Genomic DNA, 22,720 nt, shown 5'->3' with positions numbered 1-22,720 from the left:
GGGCCTCAACTGTCTGAAACTTCACCCTGTTTTTCGCCGCACGCTAGCGCCGGTCGGCATGTTCATGATACAGCTGATGACAAGGATCGGGGGATCTATGCAATGCCGACGCTCTATGCGCTGAAGCCGGCTTTCCAGGACAGGCTGCGGCCGTTGACGGACAGGCTGGCTGTCATGGGGGTGACAGCCAACGGCATAACGCTGCTGGCCGCGCTCCTCTCCATATCGGCTGGCGCAATTATTGCGGCCTTCCCGGGCTGGGGCGCGCTGCTTTTTCTGATCCCCATCGTGCTTTTCGTACGGATGGCGCTCAACGCCATCGACGGCATGCTGGCGCGAGAGCATGGCCAGGCCTCGACGCTTGGGATGTATCTCAATGAAATCTGCGATGTCGCGTCGGACCTGGCGCTCATCCTGCCGTTCGCCGCCTTCGGGCAATTTGGCGCCGGCGCTGTCGTGGCCTTCGCCATCACGGCCATGCTGACGGAGTTCGCCGGGGTGCTCGGCATCGCCGCCGGGATCGGGCGTAATTATGCCGGGCCGCTCGGCAAGAGCGACAGGGCGCTGGCGCTGGGCATCGTCGCGGTGCTGTTTGGCGCCGGACTTTGGCCGGCAGTGATCACGCCCTTCGTGTTTCCAGCCATGGCAACGCTTTCGCTGCTGACCGCCATAAACCGGATACGAGCCGGCCTTATTGGCCGCATTGGCTGAGCATTGAAGCCGGCCATGCCGCCCGAGGGGAAGACAATGTTGCACGAACAAATCGCCGCCGGGGCTGCGGAAACCCTTCCGCGGCAACCGCAGGAGCGCGTCTTCCACAGCCATGACGGCACCGAGATTTTCTATCGCTACTGGCCGGCCGTATCGGCCCAGGCCAAGGGCGCGATCGTGCTCTTCCATCGCGGCCATGAGCATGGCGGACGCATGGCGCACCTCGTCGACGAATTGCGAATGCCGGATTATGCCTTCTACGCCTGGGATGCCCGCGGCAACGGCCGCTCCCAAGGCGAGCGCGGCTATGCGCCGTCCTTCGCAGCGCTGGTACGCGACATCGACTGCCTGATGCGCGAGATCGCGGCCAGGGACGGCTTTGCCACGCAGGACACAGCGCTCATCGCGCAGTCCTTCGGTGCCGTGCTGGCCGCCGCCTGGGTGCACGATTATGCCCCGAAACTGCGCGCCATGGTGCTCGCCTCGCCTGCCTTTTCGGTCAAGCTATACGTGCCGTTCGCGAAGGAGGGCATCGCGCTCTGGCAGCAGATCAAGGGGCGGTTCTTCGTCAATTCCTACGTCAAGGCGAAGTACCTCACGCACGATCCGGTTCGCATCGCCTCCTTCGACAGCGACCCGCTGATCACGCGGCCGATCGCCTCCAACATCCTCGTCGAGCTCTATCAACATGCGGCGCGCATCGTTGCCGATGCCCGCGCCATCACCGTGCCGACACAGCTGCTGTTGTCGGGCAGCGACTGGGTGGTGCGCCACGCCCCGCAGCACGAATTCTTCGTCAACCTCGGCAGCCGCGCCAAGGAGCGCCACGTGCTGCCGGGCTTCTTCCACGATACGCTCGGCGAGCGCGACCGGGCCAAGGCGCTCGACCTGGTCCGCCCATTCCTCGAAGGGCAGTTCGCGAAGCCCGTCGACACCGTCGACCTTAAGCAGGCGGACATTGCCGGCTACACGCGCGACGAGGCGGATCTGCTGGCCTCGCCGCTCGGCCGGCTGTCGCCCAAAGGCCTCTATTGGGCGTTGAGCCGGGCCTCCATCCGGATCGGCAGCTGGTTCTCGCGAGGCATGAAGGTCGGCGTCGGCACCGGCTTCGATTCCGGTTCGACGCTGGACTATGTCTACGAGAACGAGGCACGCGGTCTCGGCCCGATCGGCCGCGCTGTCGATCGCGTTTTCCTCGACGCCATCGGCTGGCGCGGCATCCGTCAGCGCAAGCTCAACCTCGAGGAGCTGATCGACTCGTCGCTTCGAACGCTCAAAGCGGCCGGGCGGCCGGCGCACATTCTCGACATCGCGGCCGGACACGGCCGCTATGTTCTCGACGCGATCGCCAAGAGCCCGGACCACCCGGCCAGCGTGCGCCTGCAGGACTATTCCGAACTCAACGTCGAGTTGGGGCGCAACCTGATAGCCGAACGGCAATTGCCGCCAAGCGTTTCGTTCCACCTGGCCGATGCCTTCGATGGCGACGGGCTCGCCGCGCTCGATCCCGCGCCCGATCTCGCCATCGTCTCGGGCCTCTATGAGCTCTTCTCCGACAACGCGCTGATTGCCCGTTCGCTCAGCGGTCTCGCCCGTGCCATGCAGCCGGGGAGCCTGCTCATCTACACCAACCAGCCTTGGCATCCGCAGCTCGAAATGATCGCGCGCAGCCTGACCTCGCATCGCGGCGGACAGGCCTGGGTGATGCGGCGGCGCACGCAGAGCGAAATGGACCAACTCGTCGAGGCTGCCGGCTTCGAAAAGCTCGACCAGCGCATCGACCAGTGGGGGATCTTCACCGTCTCGCTCGCAAGGCGGGTTTAGGACGGTCCAGGCATGCCAACCGGTACCGAGGCGCAGCGCCTTCAAGCCTCCACAGCAACTCCCGAGCCCTACAGCCGGATCGTCGTCCGAGCAGCGCTCTGGCTCGCCTTCCTGGCGCCGTTCTTCTATTCGACCTACGGCTTCGCAAACTGGCTGGCCTCGACGCGCGACCATGTCGGCAGCATCGTCTTCTCCTGGGAGCACGCGGTGCCGTTCCTCGCCTGGACCATCGTGCCCTACTGGTCGATCAACCTGTTCTACGGGCTGTCGCTCCTGCTCAACGGGAGCAGGCAGGGTGTCGACCGGCTGGCCGGCCGCTACCTGGCCGCGCAGATCGTCGCCGTCGGCTGCTTCATCCTGTTTCCGCTGACTGCGACCTTCGTGCGCCCGGCAACGAGCGGAGTGCCAGGTTTCCTGTTTGCCGTGCTCGGCGGCTTCGACAAGCCCTTCAACCAGGCCCCTTCCCTGCACATTGCGCTTCTGGTGATCATCTGGGATCACTGGCGCCAGCGCCTCGGCGGGATCCTCCTGCCGATCTGGCACGGCTGGTGCTTCCTGATCGGCGCCTCGGTGCTGACGACGTGGCAGCACCATTTCATCGACATCCCGACCGGCGCGTTGCTCGGGTTCCTTGCGCTGTGGCTGTTTCCGGCCAAGGGCGAGCTGCCGCTTGCCGGTTTCCGCCTGACCGCCGATGCCAAGGCGCGGCGGCTTTCCCTGTATTACGCGACGGGTGCTGCCCTCGCTCTGGCCGGCGCCGCCATCGGCGTCTTTTTTTGCGCTGTCGCGCTTGTCCTTTTGTGGCCGGCGCTGGCGCTGGCGATCGTCGCCTTCGGCTATGCCGGAGCCGGCGCCAAGGTGTTCCAGAAGACAGCGGACGGCCATGTGTCGCTGGCAAGCCGTGTCGTGCTTTGGCCCTATCGCCTGGGCGCCAGACTCAACGTTCTGGCATGGACACGCAAGCTGCCGCCGGTAGTGGCAGTCAGCAACGGCGTCTTCCTCGGACGTTTTCCCGCAGCCGGCGAAGCCAACCGCTTCGGCACGGTGATCGATCTTGCCGCCGAGTTGGAGCGGCCGCGTGGGGCCGTGGGCCGCTGGATCAGCCTCCCCATGCTCGACCTGCTGCCGCCGCCCGCAGACAGGCTCGACCAGGCGGCGGGTGCGATCGAGCCGGCGCGCAGGGAAGGCACGGTGCTCGTCTGCTGCGCGCTCGGCTTCCAGCGCAGCGCCACCGTCGTCGCCGCATGGCTGGTCGCCACCGGCCGCTCGCGTACGCCGGCGCAGGCGCGCAGGCAACTCGCCGCGTCCGGTCGTCCGGTGCATCTTCAGATCGGACTGGACGAGCCGGCATGACGGACGGCGCCTATCGGGAACGGACCGGCCGGTTTGCGGCCATGCTGGTGAAGCAGGCAGCATGGCCGGCTGCCGTCGTGATCGCCTGCGACAGTGTCGCGCCGCTGGTCGCCTCGGCGCGCGGCGCGTTCCAGGCACCGCTCGCGGTGCTGGCGCTTTTGGTGGCCTCGGCGAGTGCCGTCGTGGTGCTGGGGCTTTCCGCGCTTCTCGTCTTCGACGCGCTGCTGTTCCGGCTGATGGCAACTCATGACGACGAGGTTTCCGGAGGCGCCGCCGTCGACGACCTTCTGGCGCGCATGCGGCTGAAGCCCGCTCCGGCCAACAAGCGCCCCCTCGACGACCGTATCGCCGGCACGCGCCGCCTGCTCACCCGGCAGCGGATCGCCTTTGCGATCTTCGTCGTTGCGTTCCTGACGGCCGGTTTCTGGATGCCGCGATGAGCAGGCTCTCGCTCAGGACATTCACCTTGTTGCAGACGGCGACCTCCGTCGGCCTGTCGGCGCTGGCCTGGGCGGTGACCGGCGTGCGCCCGATCTGGAGCGGCAGCCAGCCGTCGGAGCGGCAGCGCATCTATTTCGCCAACCACACCAGCCATGGCGATTTCATCCTGCTGTCGGCCTGCCTCAGCGAGAAGGAGCGGGCCATCACGCACGCCATCGCCGCGGCCGAATATTGGGGCAAGTCGCGGCTGCGCCGCTTCATCGCTGAGGACATGCTGTCCTCCGTGCTGATCAGCAGGCAATGGACCAGTCCGGAAGAGAACCCGATCTCGGTCATGCTCTCGGTGCTCGACCAGGGCCACTCGCTGATCATCTTCCCGGAAGGCACCCGCAACATGAGCGACGAGCTGCTGCCGTTCCGCTCCGGGCTCTACAATCTGTCGATGGCGCGCCCGGACGTCGAGCTCATCCCCTGCTGGATCGAGAACATGTCGCGCGTGCTGCCCAAGGGCCAGTTCCTGCCGGTGCCGCTGCTCTGCCGCGTCGTCTTCGGCGCGCCGGTGTCGGTGGCGCCGGGCGAGGAGCGCCGCGCCTTTCTCGAGCGCGCCCGGGCCGAACTTCTGGCGCTCAATCCGCGCCCCGAACGAGACGATTGATGCGCCACGAAATCAGCATACTGATCATCGGCCTTTTCGTGGTGCTGAGCACCGCCAGCGTCACCTCCGGCATCCTTTCGATGCGCGCGCCGAAGCCGCTCAGCGCGACGCTCGTCAACCTCACCCAGCGCATCAACGCCTGGTGGGTGATGGTGGCGCTGATGACGGTCGCCTTCTTCTTCGGCCGTTACGGCATGACGATCCTGTTCGCGCTGATCTCGTTCGCGGCGCTGCGCGAATTCGTGACGCTGACGCACAGCCGCCGTAGCGACCATTGGGTGCTGCTCGGCATGTTCGGCATCGTCATACCGGTCCAGTACTGGCTGGTGTGGACCGCCTGGTATGGGCTCTTCGTCATCTTCATCCCGGTCTATTGCTTCCTTTTGATGCCGGCGATCACGGCGCTGCATGGCGACACCGAACGCTTCCTGGAACGCGTCTCGGCTCAGCAATGGGCGATCATGATCTCGGTCTACTGCGTCAGCCACGTCCCTGCCCTGCTGACGCTCAACGTGCCGGGTTTCGAAGGCCGCAACCTTCTGCTGATCGCCTTCCTGATCATCGTCGTGCAGGGCAGCGACGTGCTGCAGTACATCTTCGGCAAGCTGTTCGGGAAACACCGCTTCTCGCCGACGGTCTCGCCGTCGAAGACCTGGGAAGGCCTGATCGGCGGACTGGTCGCGTCGAGCCTGCTCGGCGCGCTGCTCGCCTTCATCACGCCGTTCTCACCGCTGCAGGCCTCGGCCGTCGCCTTCATCGCCTGCGCGATGGGATTCCTCGGCGGGCTCGTCGCCTCCGCGATCAAACGCGACCAGGGCGTCAAGGACTGGGGCCACCTGATCGAGGGCCATGGCGGCATGCTGGACCGCACCGACAGCCTGGTCTTCGCCGCACCGATCTTCTTCCACATCGTGCGCTATTTCTGGACGGTTTGATCCGCCGGCTAGATCCGCCTGCGCATCAGGAGCGTGACGACGAAGAAGGCGCCGAGCGAGCTGGTGATGATGCCGATCGGCAATTCCTGCGGCGGCAGCAGCGTGCGGGCGAGCAGATCGCTGGCCAGCAGCAGGATCGCGCCGAACAGCGCGCAGACTGCAATCAGCGGCCGATGCAGCGGACCAGCCAGCGGCCGGCCGAGATGCGGGATCATCAGCCCGACGAAGCCGATGACACCGGCGACCGCGACGAGGATGGCAGTGGCCAAGGCGGCGACAAGGAACGTCGTCCGGCGCATGCGCGCCACCGGCACGCCGAGGCTTTCGGCAGCGCTTTCGCCGGCGAGGAAGGCGTCCAAGCGGCGGTGGTTCCAGAGGCCGTAGGCGAGGATGATTCCGGCGCCCAGCGCCGCCAGCCCGATATTGTCCCAGCGGGCAAGCCCAAGCCCGCCCATGGTCCAGAACAGCACCGAATGGGCGGCGCGCTGGTCGCCGGCGAAGACGAGATAGTTGGTAAGCGCGGTGAACATGAAGGATACGGCGAGCCCGGCAAGGATCAGCCGCTCGGGGCCCTGCCCCCTCACCCGTGAGACCAGGAGCAGCACGATTGTCGCCGCCAATATGCCGCCGGTGAACGCCGCCACCGGCAAGGTCCATATTCCAAACCTGTCGCCGAAGGCGGTGATGACCGAAACGGCGCCGGCAGCGGCGCCGGAGGAGAGGCCGAACAGGAACGGATCGGCTAGGTCGTTGCGGCTGACGGTCTGCAGCAGCGCACCGACGGCGCCAAGGCCGGCGCCGACCGCGATCGCCAGCAGGGTGCGCGGCAGCCTGAGGTCGACGACGATGCTGCCCACGGGTCCGGGAACGGCGGGGCCATCCAGCCCGGCGGTATGCGCCAGCGCGCCGAGGACCTCGCGCAAAGGTATCAATGTCGAGCCATAGGCGATCGACAGCAGGGCGAGCGCGACCAGGAGAGCCGCGCCCAGGGCTATCGACAAGACGAACGATCGGTGGTGTAGATTCACGTCGTCAGGCGATCCGTCAACAATAACACTCCCAGCTCAGCTCAAGACCTAAAACGCTTCCGGATGCATGGCCCTGGCGATCTTGCCGATCGCTTCGATATTGGCGGGACCGGGCGTCAGCTCGGCGTAGCGCAGTGCCACGAAGCGCTCGTTCTTGACGGCGTCGGTCTCTTTCATCGCTGGATGGGCCTTGAGGAAATCGAGCAGTTTCTTGTAGCCGCCGCCGTCCTGGTAATCGAGCAGGATGAGGAATTGCGGATTGCGCGAGGCGACCGTCTCCCAGTCGGTGTTGCCCCAGCTCGTCTCCATGTCGGCCATGATGTTCTCGCCGCCGGCGGCTGCGATCATGGCATTCGGGATGGCGAACCTGCCGGCGGTGAAAGGCTTGTCCTCGCCGGAATCATAGAGGAAGACGCGGGTGCCCTTGGCGTTGCCAATTTTCGCCGTGAGGTCGGCGAGCTCGGCCTTCCAGCCAGCGACGAGCTTTTGAGCATCGGCCTCCTTGCCGAAGATCTTGCCCAGCTTCTCGACGTCGCCATAGAGCAGGTCCATCGAGGCGGCAGGTCGGTCCTTGTCGAGGTGGACGCAGCTTTCGGTCAGCACCAGCGTCTTGATGCCGTGCGGGGCGAGTGTGTCCGGCGTTACCTCGCCGCCCGGCTTCATGCCGTAGTACCAGCCGGCGAAGAAGAAATCGGGCTGCACGGCGATCAGATTCTCGAGCGTCGGATATTTCGGCGCGAGTTCCGGGATCGAGCCCTGCGCGGCCTTGAACTCCGGCCCGACCTTGTACCAGCCGGTGATGCCGGTGAGACCGACGATCGAGGACTGCAGCTTCAGCGCGAAGGCCATCTCGGCCATGTTGAGGTCGTGAATGACGGCACGCTTTGGCGGCGCCTCGAAGGTCAGCGGCTTGCCGCAGCTGTCGATGGTGACCGGAAAAGCGAAGGCCGGCGAGGCGGCGAGCAAAAAGGCAAACGACAGCGCGATGCGTTTCAAGGGACAGGTGCTCCTTTGTTTGGACAGGTTCAGGATGGCGAGGATGCGCCGTTGGCAAGGTCGAAGACGGTGAGCTCGCGGTCTTCTGTCGGATGCGGCAGACGCAGCACATCGATGCCGAAGACCTGGCGCACGAGCTGGGCGTCAAGCGCCTCGCGCGGCGGCGCCAGCGCATGCAGCCGGGCATTGTTCATCACCGCCACCGTGGTGGCGAAGGGCGCCACCAGCGACAGGTCGTGCAGCACGGCAACGACGGTCATGCCGAAGTCCGCGACAAGGTCGAGAAGGTCGCCGCGGGCGCGCGGATCGAGATGGTTGGTCGGTTCGTCGAGGAACAGGATTTTTGGCTCCTGCGCCATGGCACGGGCGAGTTGCGCACGTTCCCGTTCGCCACCGGACAGCGAGCCGATCGTGCGGCAAAGCAGCGGCAAGAGTCCGGTCCGGCGCAGCGCATCCACGACGATATCGCGATCCTCGCGCTTGCGCCTGATGCCGATATGCGGGACGCGGCCAAGCTCGACATAGTCGATGAGAGTAACCCGCGGATCAGGCTGGTCGGCCTGGCCGACGACGGCCATGCTGAGTGCACGCTCGCCCTGCGTGATCCTATCCAGCCGGCGTCCGGCCAGGCGCACCTCGCCGCTGGCCGGCCGCAGAGCACCACACAGCATGCGCAAGAGCGTGGTTTTGCCGGCACCGTTAGGCCCGACGATGGCCAGCCGTTCGCCCGGAGTGAGCGACAGGCTGACGCCATCGACCAGGAGCTTGCCGCCTGCCACGGCCGTCAGCCTGCGAGCTTCGAGAAGCTCAGTCATGGAGCTTCTCCCGAACGGCTTTTCGAATCAGGCCGGCTGATCCGAGCAAATAGCTTCGGCAGGGCGCGCACTCGTGGCGATCGATGGAGCCGTCCAACATTCCGTCACTCTCCAAATGGCGACGGAAGGATGCTGGACGGCCGGCTGACAGACCGGCGCCGCGTCTCCTCCCGGCACACCCCGTCCGGTCAACTCGTGTCGATGGCAGGTCTCCTGGCTCGCGGGTCGCCGCGCCATCCGCCTTCCCAGCCTTGTCGGCCAGTGGTTTTCAGATGGAGCTCGCCGCTCACAGTTGCGGGGGCAGCCACGGCATCGACCCGAGGCGGATCTCACCGTGTTCCCTTTTCACCCTTCGCCTTGCGGCTCGGGACCATGACGCAGCCATCCTAGGTCGCCCGCGCACGAGTCGCAACTGGCTTCCGTGCAATCTCGCCGGCTTGCGAAAATCCCGATTTCCGGCACTGCCTCAGCCAAACATCGGAAAAACTTCAGAAAGCGTTCGGGATTTCGCGGGCCCGAAAACGCAAAAAGATCGGGCTGGCGAAAGACCGGCCAAAACGCCGATCGCTCCCAGCCAACATTTTCCGGTCGCAGCATCCTCCCGGCGCGACCGCAACCTTGGTCACGGAGACAACATGATTGCCGCACTTTTCCATAACAGGCCGCTGAGGCGCCGCCTTGTCGCCGGCTCGATCGCCATCCTCGCCTGCGGCGCCGCCATGGTTTGGCACGGCGCACGCAGCGAGGCCTCGAACGCAAAGCCCGCCGCGCCGGAGATGAAACTGGTCAAGGCCATGGCGGTCGCCCCGACCCGCAGCGCCGACACCCGCACGGCCGTCGGTGAGATACGGCCGCGGCTCGAAAGCGACCTCGGCTTCCGCGTATCCGGCAAGCTGCTCGAACGCATCGCCGAGATCGGCTCGACGGTGAAGAAGGGTGAGGTGCTCGCCCGCATCGAAGACCAGGATTATCGCAACCGGCTCGCCAGCGCCGAGGCCGATGTCGCGGCGGCGCAAGCCGTGCTCGTCGAAGCAAGCGCCGCCGAGGTCCGCATCGGCGCGCTGCTCGCCAAAGGGTTCACCACGCGCGCCACTTACGACGCGACGCTGAAGAATTTGCGCTCGGCGCAGGCCAAGCTCAAATCGGCGAACATCGCCTTCGAGATGGCCAAGGACCAGGTCGCCTATACCGAACTGCATGCTGAATTCGACGGCATCGTCACCGCCACCGGTGCCGAGGCCGGACAGTCGGTCGCTGTCGGCCAGATGGTGGTGCGCGTTGCCGATCCGAGCGGGCGCGACGCGGTGTTCTCGATCGCGGAAGCCGCCTTCGCCAACACGCCCGACACGAAGCGGCCACCGCAGGTCACTGTCTCGCTGCTCAGCAATCCGGCGATCACCGCGATCGGCACCGTCCGCGAGATCGCGCCGATGGCCGATGCCGCGACCCGCACTTTCCAGGTCAAGGTTTCGCTCGAGAACGCTCCGCAAGAAATGCGCTTCGGTGCCAGCGTTTCCGGCCGCGCCGAGGTGGCCGGCACGCCGGTCGTGGTGCTGCCGGGCAGCGCGCTGTTCGACAAGGACGGCAAGCCGGCCGTCTGGGTGGTCACCGCCGCGTCGGGGGTGGAACTGAGGCCCATCACCGTCGCTCGCTACGAGACCGATCGGGTCGTCGTCAGCGACGGGCTTGGCCAGGGCGATGTGGTCGTCACCGCCGGCGTAAACCGGCTGCGGGAACACGAAAAAGTTCGTATCGTTGAGGGAGAAGGACAATGACCATGTCCAAGACAAAGGTCCTCATCGCCGGCGCCGGCCCGACCGGGCTGACGCTCGCACTTTGGCTGACCAGGCTCGGCGTGCCGGTGCGCATCTTCGACAAGGCGGCGGCTCCCGGCGAAACGTCGCGGGCGCTGGCCGTCCAGGCGCGCACGCTGGAGTTCCATCGCCAGATCGGCATCGTCGAGGATGTCCTTGCCGAGGGCGTTAGACTGGAGCAGCTAACGATACACACGCCGTCCGGCGTCGCCGCGAGGCTGCCGCTCTCCGATTTCGGCCGCGGCATCAGTCCTTATTCCTTCGCCTTCGCGCTGCCGCAGCATATCCACGAGCGCGTGCTGATCACGCATCTGGAGCGTGCCGGCGTCGAGGTCGAGCGCGGCACGGAGCTCGTCGCCTTCCAGGACAAGGGCGAAGCGGTCATCGCGACCCTTTTGCGGAACGGCAAGACCGAGACCGTGAGCGCCGCCTATCTCGCCGGTTGCGACGGCTCCCGCAGTGCCGTGCGCCATGGGCTGAACATCGGCTTCCCCGGCGGCACGTACGAGCAGTCCTTCTACGTCGCCGACGTCAAAGGCAGCGGCGAGATCACCCGCAACGGCATGGACACGACGATCAGCACCTATGGTTTCGCGATCGTCATGCCGGTCCGGCAGTCCGGCTCGGCGAGGCTGATCGGCATCGTGCCGAAGGCACATGAGGCCGACGAGACGATCACCTTCGAGGCGATCCGTGCAGACATCGAGCGCGACACCGGCGTCAAGGTCCATGAAGTCAACTGGTTCTCGACGTACCGCGTCCACCACCGGGTCGCGGAACGCTTCCGCGTCGGCCGCGTCTTCCTGGTCGGCGATGCCGGCCACATCCACAGCCCGGCCGGCGGCCAGGGCATGAACACCGGCATGGGCGACGCGGTGAACCTCGCCTGGAAGCTCGCCGCGGTCGTGCAGGGGCGAGCCGATCCGCGCCTGCTCTACAGCTACGAGCCGGAACGCATCGCCTTTGCGAAGAAGCTGATCGAGAGCACCGATACCGCTTTCCGGTTCATCACCAGCCGCTCGCGGCTGATCGGGCTGTTCCGGCGCTATCTGATGCCGAAGTTCCTGAACGCGCTGCTCCACACATCGTTCGGCTCGCGCGCCTTCTTCGGCTTGATCTCGCAGGCAGCGATCCAGTATCGCGCCGGGCCGATCAGCTCGGGCACGGCAGGCAAGGTGAGCGGCGGGGATCGCCTGCCTTATGTCGTCCACGGCAGCAGCGACAATTTCCAGCCGCTGCGGTCGCTGGATTGGCAGGTCCATGTCTATGGCGAGGTCAATGCCGAGTTCCGGGCGATGCTGGCATCGACCGGGATCCCGGTCCACGCGTTCGCATGGTCGGAGGCGGCCGGGAAAGCCGGCCTGCAGCGCGACGCCGCCTATCTGGTGCGGCCGGACGGCCATGTCGGACTCGCCTCGCCAGTTCAAGAAGCAGCCAGCTTCCAGCGCTATCTCGCCAGCCTCGCCATCAGGCCGCGGCTAGCCGAGCGGGCGCCCTACCGCGTGCCGGGTACGATGCACAGCCTGGCCTGAACTTCCACGGCTCCCGCCCGAGGGCGGGTGCCGACCGAACCCAACCGTCAGTTGTTTTCGCCAGCCGGCAGCCGCCGGCGGAACGCGCTTTTGTGCGCCTGAGAAGGAACCGCATCATGACCAGCTTCAATCTTTCCGAATGGGCGCTGCGCCACCGGAGCTTCGTCGTCTATCTGATGATCGCGGCGGCGCTTGCCGGGCTCTACGCCTATGGCGGCCTCGGCCGCGAGGAGGACCCGCCTTTCACCATCAAGACCATGGTGGTGAAGACGATGTGGCCCGGCGCCACCACCAGCGACACGGTGGAGCAGATCACGGATCGCATCGAGAAGAAGCTCGAGGAGCTGCCCGACCTCGACTACGTCAAGAGCTATACCAAGCCTGGCGAGTCGGTCGTCTTCGTTAATTTGAAGGACACGGTCGCGGGCGACCAGGTGCAGCCGCTTTGGTACCAGGTGCGCAAGAAGCTCGACGACATCAAGCCGACCTTGCCGTCCGGCGTCCAGGGGCCGTTCTACAATGACGAGTTCGGCGACACCTATTCGCTGATCTATGCGCTCACCTCCGACGGCCTCAGCCATCGCGAGCTGAAGGACCTGGCCAGCAGCCTGCGCGCCGGACTGCTCACCGTGAAGGACGTCGCCAAGGTCGACCTGGTCGGCCAGCAGGACGAGAAGATCTATCTCGAATTCTCGACTCAGAAGGTGGCGGCGCTCGGCCTCGACGTCGGCACGCTGTCGCAGGCGCTGCAGGCGCAGAACGCGCTGACCCCGAGCGGCACGGTCGATGCCGGACCCGAGCGCATCGCCATCCGCGTTTCCGGCAGCTTCACCTCCGAGGAGAGCCTGAAGGCGATCAACTTCTACGCCAACGGCCACTATTTCCGGCTGGGCGACGTCGCCGAGGTCAAGCGCGCCTATTCCGACCCGCCGCAACCGATGTTCCGCTTCAACGGCAAGCCGGCGGTCGGCATCGCCATTTCGATGACCTCGGGCGGCGACGCGCTGGCGCTGGGCGAGAACGTCAAGGAAAAGATGCATGAGATGGAGGCCGAACTGCCGCTCGGCGCCGAACTCGGCCTGGTCGCCGACCAGTCGCATGTGGTCGAGGAATCCGTCGGCGAGTTCACCAAGAGCCTCGGCGAGGCGATCGCCATCGTGCTCGCCGTCTCGCTGCTGGCGCTTGGCTGGCGGCCCGGCGTCGTGGTGGCAGTCGCCATCCCGCTGGTGCTGGCGATCACCTTTGTCACCATGGAGTATTTCGGCATCTCGCTGCAGCGCATCTCGCTCGGCGCGCTGATCATCGCGCTCGGCCTGCTGGTCGACGATGCCATGATCGCGGTCGAGATGATGATCTCGCGCATGGAGGAAGGCTACGACAAGATCTCGGCAGCCACCTACGCCTATACGTCCACCGCCTTCCCGATGCTCACCGGCACGGTGGTGACGATCGCCGGCTTCGTGCCGGTCGGCTTCGCCAAGAGTGGCGCCGGGGAATACTGCTTCTCGCTGTTCGCCGTCGTTGCCATCGCGCTGGTCGTCTCCTGGGTGGTGGCGGTGCTGTTCACGCCGCTCACCGGCGTCTTCCTTCTGCCGGACCGCATCAAGGGCCATGGTGGCAGCCATCAGCCCTCGCGCATTGCCCGCGGCTTCCAGGCGCTGCTCGAGACGGCGATGCGGGCGAAGTGGCTGGTGCTGTCGGCAACCGCCGGGCTGTTCGCGCTGTCGGTCGTGGCGATGGGCTTTGTGGGGCAGGAGTTCTTCCCGAAGTCGGACCGGCCCGAGGTCATGGTCGACCTCACTTTGCCGCGTACCGCTTCGATCAAGTCGACGGATGCGGTTGTGGAGCGGGTCGAGAAGCTGCTTGCCACCGATCCCGACATCGACCACTGGAGCTTCTATGTCGGGCAAGGCGCGGTGCGCTTCTACCTGCCGCTCGACGCACAGCTTGCCAACGACTTCTTCGCCCAGGCGGTCGTAGTGACCAAGGGCCACGCCGTGCGCCAGGCGGTCATCGACCGGCTGGAGAAGCAGTTGTCGACCGGCTTCGACGACGTCATGGCCCGCGTCACGCCGCTGGAGCTCGGCCCGCCTGTCGGCTGGCCGCTGAAGTTCCGCGTCTCGGGTCCGGACCCGGACAAGACCAGGAGCCTGGCGCAGCAGTTCGCGCAGGTGCTGGGCAGCGATGCTTCGGTGCGCAACATCAACTACGACTGGAACGAGCCGGCCAAGGTCATCAAGGTCGAGGTCGACCAGGATAGGGCGCGGGCGCTGGGCATCTCCTCGCAGCAGCTGTCGGAGACGATCAACGCTGTGCTGTCGGGCTCGAAGATCACCCAGATGCGCGACGATACCTATCTCGTCGACATCGTCGCCCGCGCCGTCGAATCGGAGCGCGCCAGCATCGACACGCTGCGTGGCCTGACGATCAGCGCCTCGGGCGGACGCCGCGTGCCGCTCGAACAGGTGGCGAAGCTCAGCTATCAGACCGAGCCGCCGCTGATCTGGCGCCGTGGCCGCCTGCCGACCGTGACGGTGCAGGCCGACGTCGCGCCGGGCGAGAACGCCACCTCCGTGTCGCGGCGGCTGGAGAGCGCCATCACCGCCTTCAAGGCGGAGCTGCCGGCGCGCTACAGCGTCGAGCAGGGCGGCGTGATCGAGGACAGCGCCAAGGCGCAGGCCAGCATCTTCGTGGTCTTCCCGCTGATGCTGTTCATCATGGCGACGGTGCTGATGATCCAGCTGATGAGCTTCCAGCGCCTGGTGCTGGTGCTGCTCACCGCTCCGCTTGCGATCATCGGCGTCGCCGGCGCGCTGCTCTTGTCGGGCGCACCGATGGGCTTCGTCGCGATCCTCGGCGTGATGTCGCTGATCGGCATGGTGATCCGCAACTCGGTCATTCTGATCGCGCAGATCGACCAGCATATCGCCGCCGGCGAAGAGCCTTGGGCCGCGGTGATCAGCGCCACCACGCACCGGCTGCGGCCGATCCTGCTCACGGCCGCGGCCGCCATCCTGGGCATGATCCCGATCGCGCCGACCGTGTTCTGGGGACCGATGGCCTATGCGGTGATGGGCGGCCTGATGGTGGCGACCGTGCTGACGCTGGTCTTCCTGCCGACGCTCTACGTCACCTGGTTCCGCATCAAGGCGCCAGAGACCAACAAGACCACCGGCCGGGTGACGACCGCCGAGCCGCAGCCGCTGGCCGCCTGAACGGCACATCCTCCCAAGCCACGGCGGAAAGCCGCCGTGGCAGCCAATCAAACGGAAAGGAACGACCATGACCCTCTTCTACGGAAATCTTCTCGTTCGCTTCAATGCCGGGTTCCTGATCCTCGCATCGGCGGGCGGGCTCGTCACCGACATTGCCGGTTCCTTCTTCGGGCGCGGCGCCGAAGCCGGCCTGCTCGGCGACGCGCCCGGCGCCGGCATCGGTTTCATCGAGGCGCATGGGCTTGCCCTGATCATCGGCGTGACGCTCTGGCGCATCGCCTATTCGCGCAACTGGCACGCCGTGCTGGCGGCCGTGCACGTGCTGCTCGGAACCGCGAACCTTCTGTTCTGGCAGTTCTTCATCGCCGCCGACGTGCTCGTCGTCGGCTACGTCACGACCGCGGCGCACTGGCTGTTCGTGGTTGCTCACCTGGCGGCACTGAGGGGCTCGACCCGGGTTGCCGTTTCATCTTCCCACTAGACTTAGGAGAAACGCCAATGCCTTTGAAATCCGTGAAGAAATTCCGCTCGGCCGCCGCCTTGCTCGCACTCGGCCTCGCCGCCGTCGAGATCGTCGGCAGCGCCGTGCCGGCCCTGTCGCTGGTCGGCACGGCTGAAGCCCGTTTCGGCCACCCCTGGACGCCGCATAGCGCGGCGGGCGTCGCGCGCCGGACCACGACCTGGCGCGTGCTGAGGCACACCACCGCCTGGGTGGCCACGCTGCCGGCCGGCTGCGTGCGCACCAAGGTCAACGGCTTCGAGGTCTGGCGCTGCGGCGGCACCTATTACCGGGCCTATCAGGGCCGCTACATCGTGGTCGTCGTCGATTGAGGCGTTCAGGCACAACCCAAATTAACCGAGGGCAAGTCTGACGCCCTCGGCGAGATGCTCGGCATCCGCCCGGTTCTCGAACGGTACGCCGCGCAGCGCATAGTCGAGCGGCGAGAAAGGCTCACCCTCCTCGATGAGGACGATCTGCCGCCGCGCCTTCTCCATGTCGCCCATCTGGGCGTAGCAGGCGGCCAGCCGCGTCCGGATCCACGGCGCCGGTCGCGTGGCCAGTTCCAGCGCGTCGGCCGCCTGTCGATATTCCCCCATCATATAAAGCGCCAGCGCGCGGTCGAATTGGTACCAGTGCGGGTGCAAGGGGTCGATGCGAATGCCGCGCGCCAGCCAGGTCAGCGCTTCCAGCGGCCGGCCGCGCATCGTCAGCAGCATGCCCATCTGCTCGATGCTGTCGGCGTCATAAGGGTTGAGCTGCAGCGCGATGCGCATGTGATGCTCGGCCGCTTCGTGGTCGCGCATGTAGAGGCGGATCAGCGACTGCACGCGATGGCCGGTCGGCTGGTCCGGGGACAAGGCCAGGCCCTTGTCGGCGAGATCGCGCGCATTTTCCAGCACTGAGTCGCTGGCGCGGCCGAACTCGCCATCCAGCGCCCGTGCCAAAGCGAGATAGGTATAAGCCAATCCGTAGTTCGGATCCTTGGCGACGGCCGCCTCGAACAGAGCTTCGGCGCCGCGCTGATCGGTCTGCGCCGGATCGCGCAGCAGCGCGAAGCCGCGCAGCGCCAACTCGTAGGCGGCAAGGCTGGTGACCGGCTTGCGTGAGGCCTGCTCCAGTCCGGCATTGGTGACCCGCGTGACCAGGCGGCTGACGATCTGCTCGACAATCTCGCGCTCGATCGCGAACAGCCCCTCGCCATGCGACTGGTAGCGGTCACCCCAGAGCTGGCTGGCGGTGGCGATGTCGACGAGACTGACGGCGACCACGACATGCTCGCCCTGGCGGCGCAGCGACCCTTCGACCAGATAGTCGGCGCCGATGCGGGCGCGGATCTGGGGCCATTCGGCGCGGCCGAAGGAGGCGAACGAAAAGCTCGAATTGCGGGCCAGCACCGTAATTGTGCCGAAGCGCGCCACGCCATTGATCAGGTCCTCGGCAAAGCCGTCGACCATCGCTTCGTCGGCCGGGTCGCCGCTCTCATTGCGGAAGCGCACGACGGCCACGATCGGATGGGTGCTGATCTCCGGTGCCGCCTCGGCCTCGGCAGCCAGCATGTAGCCGCGCTTGGAGACGGTGCGCACCATCTCCTCGCCCAGCACCTTGCGGATCTCGCGCACCGACTGGGTCAGCGAATCCTCGGTCACATAGACGCCCGGCCAGACGACATCCATCAGCTCCGATTTCGGCACGACACGGCCCATGTTGCGGGCGAGATGCGAAAGCACCGCATAGGCCTTCGGCCGCAGGAACAGCGGCTCGTTGACGCCGCGCAGCGTTCCCATGGCGAGGTCGAGCGTGAACCCGCCAAACCGGAAAACCTGATCGGCCGTCGCGACCGTCATCGGGACACCCCTTCCCCATCCGCGCATCATACCGGTCGATCCCACGCGACCCGGCACACGCCGCGCTATTATTGCCCAGCGCGCAATTTGGATCAAACTGGCTGGCCTTCCCCTCCTCCCCTCGTGGGAAGCAAAGCGCGCTAAAGCTGCAGGTTCCAGGTCTGGCCGACCAAGTCCTTGCCGAAGGAATGGTGGCGTTCCTCTTCGGCCAGCTTGAATCCAGCCGCCTGGTAGATGCGGCGGGCCGAGCCAAGGATGTCGTTGGTCCACAGCGTCAGTGTCTTATAGCCCTTGGCGCGCGAGAAGGCGATGCACTCGTCGACCAGCCGCCGGCCGATGCCGAGGCCCCGGGCCGAGTGCTCGACATAGAGCAATCGCAGCTTCGCCACCTCCGGCGACTTGCGCATGACGAAGACCGAACCGACCACCTCGCCTTCCCGTTCGGCGATCCAGCTGCGCTCCCATTTCGGATCGTAGTTCTTGACGAAGGCAGCGAGGATCTCCGCGACGAGGGCCTCGTAGGTTTCGTCCCAGCCATAATCCTGCGCGTAGATGAGACCCTGGCGATGCGTGATCCAGCCGATATCACCGACCTGCAACGGCCGCAGGACATATGGCACCTTGGGTTCGGGACGATCGCCGAGGAGATCCTGCACGAGGCGCATCGCTTTGACCAATCGGTCCTGGTCCGCCGGGGCGAGACGGCCGAGCAGCGCACGCACCTGGTCATGCGAATCCCGGTTCAAAGGGGCGAAGGCTTCCCTGCCCGCCGGCGTCAGCGCGATCGAGGAGCGTCGCGCATCGGCCTCGGTGGCGGCGCGCGCGACCAGGCCGCGCTCCTCGAATTTTTTCAGCAGGCGGCTGACATAGCCGGGGTCGAGGCCGAGGTCGCGCACCAGATCGCTGGCGACCAGTCCGTCATGATGGGCCAGTTCGTAAAGCACCCGCGCTTCCGTGAGCGAAAACGGGCTCTTCAGCAGACCCTCGTCGAGCAGGCCGATCTGGCGGGTGTAGAAGCGGTTGAAGGCGCGGACGACGTCGATGCGATCCTTACCGGCGCGATTGTGGATTGTCATGGGAGTCCTCCTGTCCTGGACAGGATCAATCATTTAGTTGACTGAGTCAACTAAATATGCACGCATTGGATGATCAACGTTGGCGGGACAGCGCCCCCCTCTGTCCTGCCGGACATCTCCCCCACTTGGGGGAAGATCAGACGTCACGCTGGCCTCCGCCAATTCTCCAACGTCGCAACAAGAGCGAGGCGCCGAAGCTTCCAATCTCCCCCCTCGTGGGGGAAATGGCCGGCAGGCCAGAGGGGGCGCGAAGGATCACTGCGAGGGCTGTTACGCCCTCACCCCATCGGCAGCACCGGCCAGAACTCCACGATCCGCCCACCGGCAAACACCGCAATCGGGCCGAAATGCTGCAGCACCGCCTCGCTCTGCGTCGGCCGCAGGAAGGCGTAATCGCTCGGCCTCACGTCCGCGCCAGCGGGCAAGCCCATGAACTGCTGGTTGGAGGAGAAGCCCATGAAGCCGTTCGGCTTCATGCCTTCGGGGAACACCGGCTCGGCCATCCATTTGCCGCCATAGAGATAGCAGCCCCAGCGCGGGAAAAGGCCCAGTGCCTGCAGGGTCTTGGACAGCCACGCCGGACCGGGCAGCACCGGATCGACCACTTTCAGGATCGGCGTCGCGATGAAAGCCGCCGGCTGGAAACCGTCGAGGCCGGGCGTGTCGAAATCGCCGGGCAGCATGAAGGCCGAGCCGATCGACACTTCATTGGCCACCGCGGCACCATGCAGCAGCGCCGTCTTCGAGCCGCCGATGTTGAGAATGCTGCGCTGGCCGAGATCGAGAGCGGACACGAACTCGGCCGCTTTGGCACAGGCCTGCTTCAGCGCCTTTTCCGCGCCGCCGAACAGGCCTGGGATCTCCGGCGCATGCGCCTCATAGGCCATGATGCCTGCGCAGCGCAGTCTCTTCGGGATGGTCACCGCTTTGATCTCCGACGGGCTGGCAAACCCGCCGCGATGCAGGCCGATATCGACCTCGAAGGCGAAGCGCAGTTCGGTGCTCAGCTCGGCCGCGAGCGATGCGTATTCAGCCAGCCGCTCGGGCGTGTCGATCAGCCAGCAGACGCGCGATCCCCAGCCGGCGCCGCCGCTGGCGAGCGCGGCCCGCGCCGCGCCGGCCGGCATCGGCTTGCCGTAGAGCAGATCGCCTTCGGGAAAGGCATCCAGCACGGCCTGGGTGATTGGCGGATGGAAGGTCATGAAGCGGCTGGTGCCGAGCGCGCTGGCGATATGCGCCAGAAGCGGCAGGCATGGCAGCGACTTGTCGACCAGCCGCACGGCAAGGCCGGGCGCAAGCCTTCGCTTCACAAGCGCAATATTGGCGTCCAGCCGGTCACGGTCGAGCACCAGGCATGGCCGAAAAATATCGGCCGCTTTCAATGCCTTCGATAGTTCGGTGAAATAGGCGCTCATTGCTCAATGCCGAACAGGCCGGCCATGTAGGGCGAGACAAAACGGTTTCCCGGGTCGATGTCACGGCGCACCGCCATCGCGTCGTCCCAGCGCGGATAGAGCTTTCTGAAGTCCGCCGCCTTCAGGCTGTGAATCTTCCCCCAATGCGGCCGGCCGCCATATTTGCGGAAAATGGGTTCGGCCGCGCGCATGAAGGGCAGCGGATCGTTCGCCGCATCGTGGTGGATAGCGATCGAGCAGGTGAGCCTCTTGTGGAAGGGCGAGAGCCAGAACGCGTCTGGCGCCACGGAACGCACCTCCATCGGGAAATAGACCTCCGGAAAGTGCTTTTCCGTCAGCTCGATGATCTCGGCCAGTGCCTTCGGCCCTTCCTCGAAAGGCAGGTGATATTCCATCTCGTTGAACTTTGTCTGCCGGTCGCTGGCGTAGACGTTGAGCCAATCCTGGACATAGTCCTCGGATGGCACCTTCTTGACCGCGCCCTTGATCAGCGCCCGGCGCAGTGCAGGCAGCCTTCGCAGCAGAGTGCGCAGCTTGCGCAGGGTGGCCAATCCCTCTTCGTCGTCTTCCGTCGGCCGGGTCGTCGTCGGCTGATCGCTCAGATCGCTGGCGATGAACTGGGCGTAGCCGGAAAACGGGATGTAGTAGAATTCGGCCGAACGGTGCGCGGCCATCATCGCCTCGAACTCGCGCAGCATGTCGCCAATCGGCAGCACCCATTTGCGGCGGCGCAGCCGGTAGGTGGGCATGTTGTTGAGCGTCAATTCCGTGAGCACGCCGAAGGCGCCGAGCGCCACCCCGGTGGCATGGATCATTTCCTGATCCCCTGCCCGGCTGAACTCGCACAGCTTGCCTTGTCCGTCGACGAACTGCACAGCTTCCAGTTGTGTGTGATAGGCGCCGAGTGTCGAGCCCGAGCCATGCGTCGCCGTGCCCAGCGCGCCGCCGATCGCCTGGCGGTCGATGTCGCCCATGTTCGGCAGGCCCTGTCCGATGCCTTGCAGGATGCGCATCAGGGCGCCGAGCCTTGTCCCCGCCCTCACCCGCGCCTGGTGGTGCGCGGCGTCATGCGAGACCAGCCCCTCTATCTTCTCCAGGGAGATGATGGTGCCGTCGGACTGGACCAGCGGCGTGAATGAATGGCCCGCGCCGGCAACCCGCAGCGGACCCGGCGCCGTGCGCACGAGGTCTGCCAGTTCGCCGACGTCGGCGGGTGTGGCGATCAGCTTCGGCGCTGCCTTCACGAGGCCGGACCAGTTGCTCCAGGAGTTTGCCATCATCGCGCCGTTGAAGCCGGGCTGCGACGCCGCGCAACCAGCACGAAGACGCCGAGCAGGGCCACGCTGGCGAGCGCGGTGGCGGCGGCGAATTCCGGGACGGGCCGGAAATTCTCGCCGTCGATGAGCAGCGAGGCCGCGATCGGGCCGATGGCAAGGCCCAGGAGCTGGGCCGCCGGCACCAGAAGCACGGCGGTGCGACTGTCATCGGCGGTGATCGCCAGCCGGATCTGGTAGGGCACGATGAAGAGCAGAATGAAACCCATCACCAGCGTCGCTGCCCAGAAGGCATTGAACCCCGGGGCCGAAGCGAGCAATACCGAGCATGCGACCGCGACCGCGCCGATGATGGTGATGGCGGCGCGATAGTCGAGGCGCGCCTCGAACACGGTTGCGATCATGGCGCCGATCACCTGCGCAGCGAGGCTGGCCGACACCATCAGGCCGACGGTGCGTCCATCGATGCCGAACTGCGCTCCAAGCGGCTCCAGGAAGGCCCAGATCGCGCCGAAGTACATGAAGTAGCACAGAATCGAGAGAAGCGCGGTGATTGCCGGCACAGTGAGCACATTGGCGAAATGCTCCTCCTTCGGCAGGTTGGCATAGTCGTCCGGCACCGTCCAGGCGACCAGCAGCGAAGCGAGGCAGACCACACCGAGGGCGATGAAGCCTCCGCTCGCGCCCATGGCCGGCACGACATAGAGTGCAAGCAGCAGCGCCAGAGCGCATTGCACCAGCGTCTGCAGCGTGACGAAATAGCCGCCGATGCGCTCGGCGCGCCGCGAACGGGCGATCAGTTCGGTGGCGACCGCGACCAGCCCGCCCTCGGCAAGACCTGCGACAGCGCGCGCGGCGATCAAGGAGCTGGCGGTAATGGCGTAGGCAGTCCAGGAGTTGGCGAGCGCCAGCAGGAGCAAGAGCAGCGCGCTCTTGCCGCGCATGTTGCGCGCCGGCAAGAGCATGGCCACGACGCCCGAGCCGATGGCGATGGCAATCATCTCGGCGGTGGCGACGAGCGCCAGCTCGTCACCGGTGACATGGCCTTCCGAGAAAAGCGCGCCGAGCAGCACCGGCTGCAGGCCGAGGATGAGCAGGCCGACGGAGCCGATCCACAGCGCCGAAGCAAGCTGCAGGCCGGTCGGATTGCCGACCAGCCAGTCGCCCTCTTCCACCTGTCCGGCATCAGCGACAGTCACGAGGCGCCCTCCCTTGCGGCTCGATTGAAAAACTGACAAATTGTCAGCATTCGTGAAACTGATACTTGATCATGTTTCTTGTCAACCGCGA

The 22,720-nt window shown here is 66.0% G+C and carries 19 protein-coding genes and 1 riboswitch; of the genes, 11 read left to right on the top strand and 8 right to left on the bottom strand.

Annotation, left to right across the window (positions count from 1 at the left end):
- Positions 1-102: 102 nt before the first annotated feature.
- The 6 genes from EN818_RS28195 to EN818_RS28170 are packed head-to-tail and all read left to right on the top strand — an operon-like array spanning position 103 to position 5,919.
- Positions 103-711: a CDP-alcohol phosphatidyltransferase family protein gene (locus EN818_RS28195; RefSeq protein WP_095807516.1), complete on the top strand. Its 609-nt coding sequence runs from the start codon at positions 103-105 to the stop codon at positions 709-711.
- Positions 712-747: 36 nt separating this feature from the next.
- Positions 748-2,535 carry a bifunctional alpha/beta hydrolase/class I SAM-dependent methyltransferase gene (locus EN818_RS28190; protein WP_165349852.1) on the top strand — a complete coding sequence of 596 codons (1,788 nt, stop codon included), beginning with the start codon at positions 748-750 and terminating at the stop codon, positions 2,533-2,535.
- Positions 2,536-2,547: 12 nt separating this feature from the next.
- Positions 2,548-3,888, top strand: a complete 1,341-nt coding sequence (locus tag EN818_RS28185; protein WP_135906063.1) for a phosphatase PAP2/dual specificity phosphatase family protein — start codon at positions 2,548-2,550, stop codon at positions 3,886-3,888.
- A complete protein-coding gene (locus EN818_RS28180) occupies positions 3,885-4,328 on the top strand; it encodes a hypothetical protein (protein ID WP_095807519.1) in 444 nt (147 codons plus the stop codon). The genes EN818_RS28185 and EN818_RS28180 overlap by 4 nt, the downstream gene beginning before the upstream one ends.
- Complete coding sequence (locus EN818_RS28175) at positions 4,325-4,984, top strand: lysophospholipid acyltransferase family protein (protein WP_095807520.1); 660 nt, start codon at positions 4,325-4,327, stop codon at positions 4,982-4,984. Before EN818_RS28180 ends, EN818_RS28175 begins: the two co-directional genes overlap by 4 nt.
- Positions 4,984-5,919, top strand: coding sequence for a phosphatidate cytidylyltransferase (locus tag EN818_RS28170; protein ID WP_095807521.1), 936 nt, complete (start codon positions 4,984-4,986; stop codon positions 5,917-5,919). Before EN818_RS28175 ends, EN818_RS28170 begins: the two co-directional genes overlap by 1 nt.
- Before the next feature lie 8 nt (positions 5,920-5,927).
- Here EN818_RS28170 and EN818_RS28165 read toward each other — a convergent pair whose 3' ends face one another.
- The 3 genes from EN818_RS28165 to EN818_RS28155 all read right to left on the bottom strand — a co-directional run bounded on the left by EN818_RS28165 (position 5,928) and on the right by EN818_RS28155 (position 8,758).
- Positions 5,928-6,914, bottom strand: a complete 987-nt coding sequence (locus EN818_RS28165; RefSeq protein WP_095807711.1) for an iron ABC transporter permease — start codon at positions 6,912-6,914, stop codon at positions 5,928-5,930.
- Positions 6,915-6,995: 81 nt separating this feature from the next.
- Complete coding sequence (locus EN818_RS28160) at positions 6,996-7,943, bottom strand: ABC transporter substrate-binding protein (protein ID WP_135906062.1); 948 nt, start codon at positions 7,941-7,943, stop codon at positions 6,996-6,998.
- Between the two features lie 29 nt (positions 7,944-7,972).
- Complete coding sequence (locus EN818_RS28155; RefSeq protein ID WP_135906061.1) at positions 7,973-8,758, bottom strand: ABC transporter ATP-binding protein; 786 nt, start codon at positions 8,756-8,758, stop codon at positions 7,973-7,975.
- Positions 8,759-8,943: 185 nt separating this feature from the next.
- Positions 8,944-9,148: riboswitch (cobalamin riboswitch) on the bottom strand.
- Between the two features lie 245 nt (positions 9,149-9,393).
- On the opposite strand from EN818_RS28155, the gene EN818_RS28150 reads away from it, so the two are divergent.
- The 5 genes from EN818_RS28150 to EN818_RS28130 all read left to right on the top strand — a co-directional run bounded on the left by EN818_RS28150 (position 9,394) and on the right by EN818_RS28130 (position 16,150).
- A complete protein-coding gene (locus tag EN818_RS28150; RefSeq protein ID WP_095807523.1) occupies positions 9,394-10,533 on the top strand; it encodes an efflux RND transporter periplasmic adaptor subunit in 1,140 nt (379 codons plus the stop codon).
- Between the two features lie 2 nt (positions 10,534-10,535).
- Positions 10,536-12,104: an FAD-dependent monooxygenase gene (locus tag EN818_RS28145; RefSeq protein WP_245420417.1), complete on the top strand. Its 1,569-nt coding sequence runs from the start codon at positions 10,536-10,538 to the stop codon at positions 12,102-12,104.
- Between the two features lie 116 nt (positions 12,105-12,220).
- Positions 12,221-15,319: an efflux RND transporter permease subunit gene (locus tag EN818_RS28140; RefSeq protein WP_095807525.1), complete on the top strand. Its 3,099-nt coding sequence runs from the start codon at positions 12,221-12,223 to the stop codon at positions 15,317-15,319.
- Positions 15,320-15,386: 67 nt separating this feature from the next.
- Positions 15,387-15,800 carry a hypothetical protein gene (locus tag EN818_RS28135; RefSeq protein ID WP_095807526.1) on the top strand — a complete coding sequence of 138 codons (414 nt, stop codon included), beginning with the start codon at positions 15,387-15,389 and terminating at the stop codon, positions 15,798-15,800.
- Positions 15,801-15,817: 17 nt separating this feature from the next.
- Positions 15,818-16,150, top strand: a complete 333-nt coding sequence (locus tag EN818_RS28130) for a hypothetical protein (RefSeq protein ID WP_095807527.1) — start codon at positions 15,818-15,820, stop codon at positions 16,148-16,150.
- A 21-nt stretch (positions 16,151-16,171) separates the two neighbouring features.
- On the opposite strand, the gene EN818_RS28125 is transcribed toward EN818_RS28130, so the two are convergent.
- From EN818_RS28125 to EN818_RS28105, 5 genes are all read right to left on the bottom strand, one after another.
- Positions 16,172-17,665 carry a winged helix-turn-helix domain-containing protein gene (locus EN818_RS28125; protein ID WP_095807528.1) on the bottom strand — a complete coding sequence of 498 codons (1,494 nt, stop codon included), beginning with the start codon at positions 17,663-17,665 and terminating at the stop codon, positions 16,172-16,174.
- Positions 17,666-17,805: 140 nt separating this feature from the next.
- Positions 17,806-18,741, bottom strand: coding sequence for a bifunctional helix-turn-helix transcriptional regulator/GNAT family N-acetyltransferase (locus EN818_RS28120; RefSeq protein ID WP_095807529.1), 936 nt, complete (start codon positions 18,739-18,741; stop codon positions 17,806-17,808).
- A 278-nt stretch (positions 18,742-19,019) separates the two neighbouring features.
- Positions 19,020-20,156 (bottom strand): alanine racemase, encoded by a 1,137-nt coding sequence (locus tag EN818_RS28115; RefSeq protein ID WP_095807530.1) that lies wholly within the window; start codon positions 20,154-20,156, stop codon positions 19,020-19,022.
- Positions 20,153-21,433 (bottom strand): D-arabinono-1,4-lactone oxidase, encoded by a 1,281-nt coding sequence (locus EN818_RS28110; RefSeq protein WP_095807712.1) that lies wholly within the window; start codon positions 21,431-21,433, stop codon positions 20,153-20,155. Before EN818_RS28110 ends, EN818_RS28115 begins: the two co-directional genes overlap by 4 nt.
- Positions 21,433-22,629, bottom strand: coding sequence for an MFS transporter (locus EN818_RS28105; protein WP_095807531.1), 1,197 nt, complete (start codon positions 22,627-22,629; stop codon positions 21,433-21,435). Before EN818_RS28105 ends, EN818_RS28110 begins: the two co-directional genes overlap by 1 nt.
- Positions 22,630-22,720: the final 91 nt, after the last annotated feature.

Origin of the sequence: Mesorhizobium sp. M3A.F.Ca.ET.175.01.1.1, assembly GCF_004791945.1 — a bacterium.
Classification (GTDB): Bacteria; Pseudomonadota; Alphaproteobacteria; order Rhizobiales; family Rhizobiaceae; genus Mesorhizobium.
The sequence above is the reverse complement of the archived record's forward strand: the minus strand, read 5'-3'. Positions and strand labels throughout refer to the sequence as shown.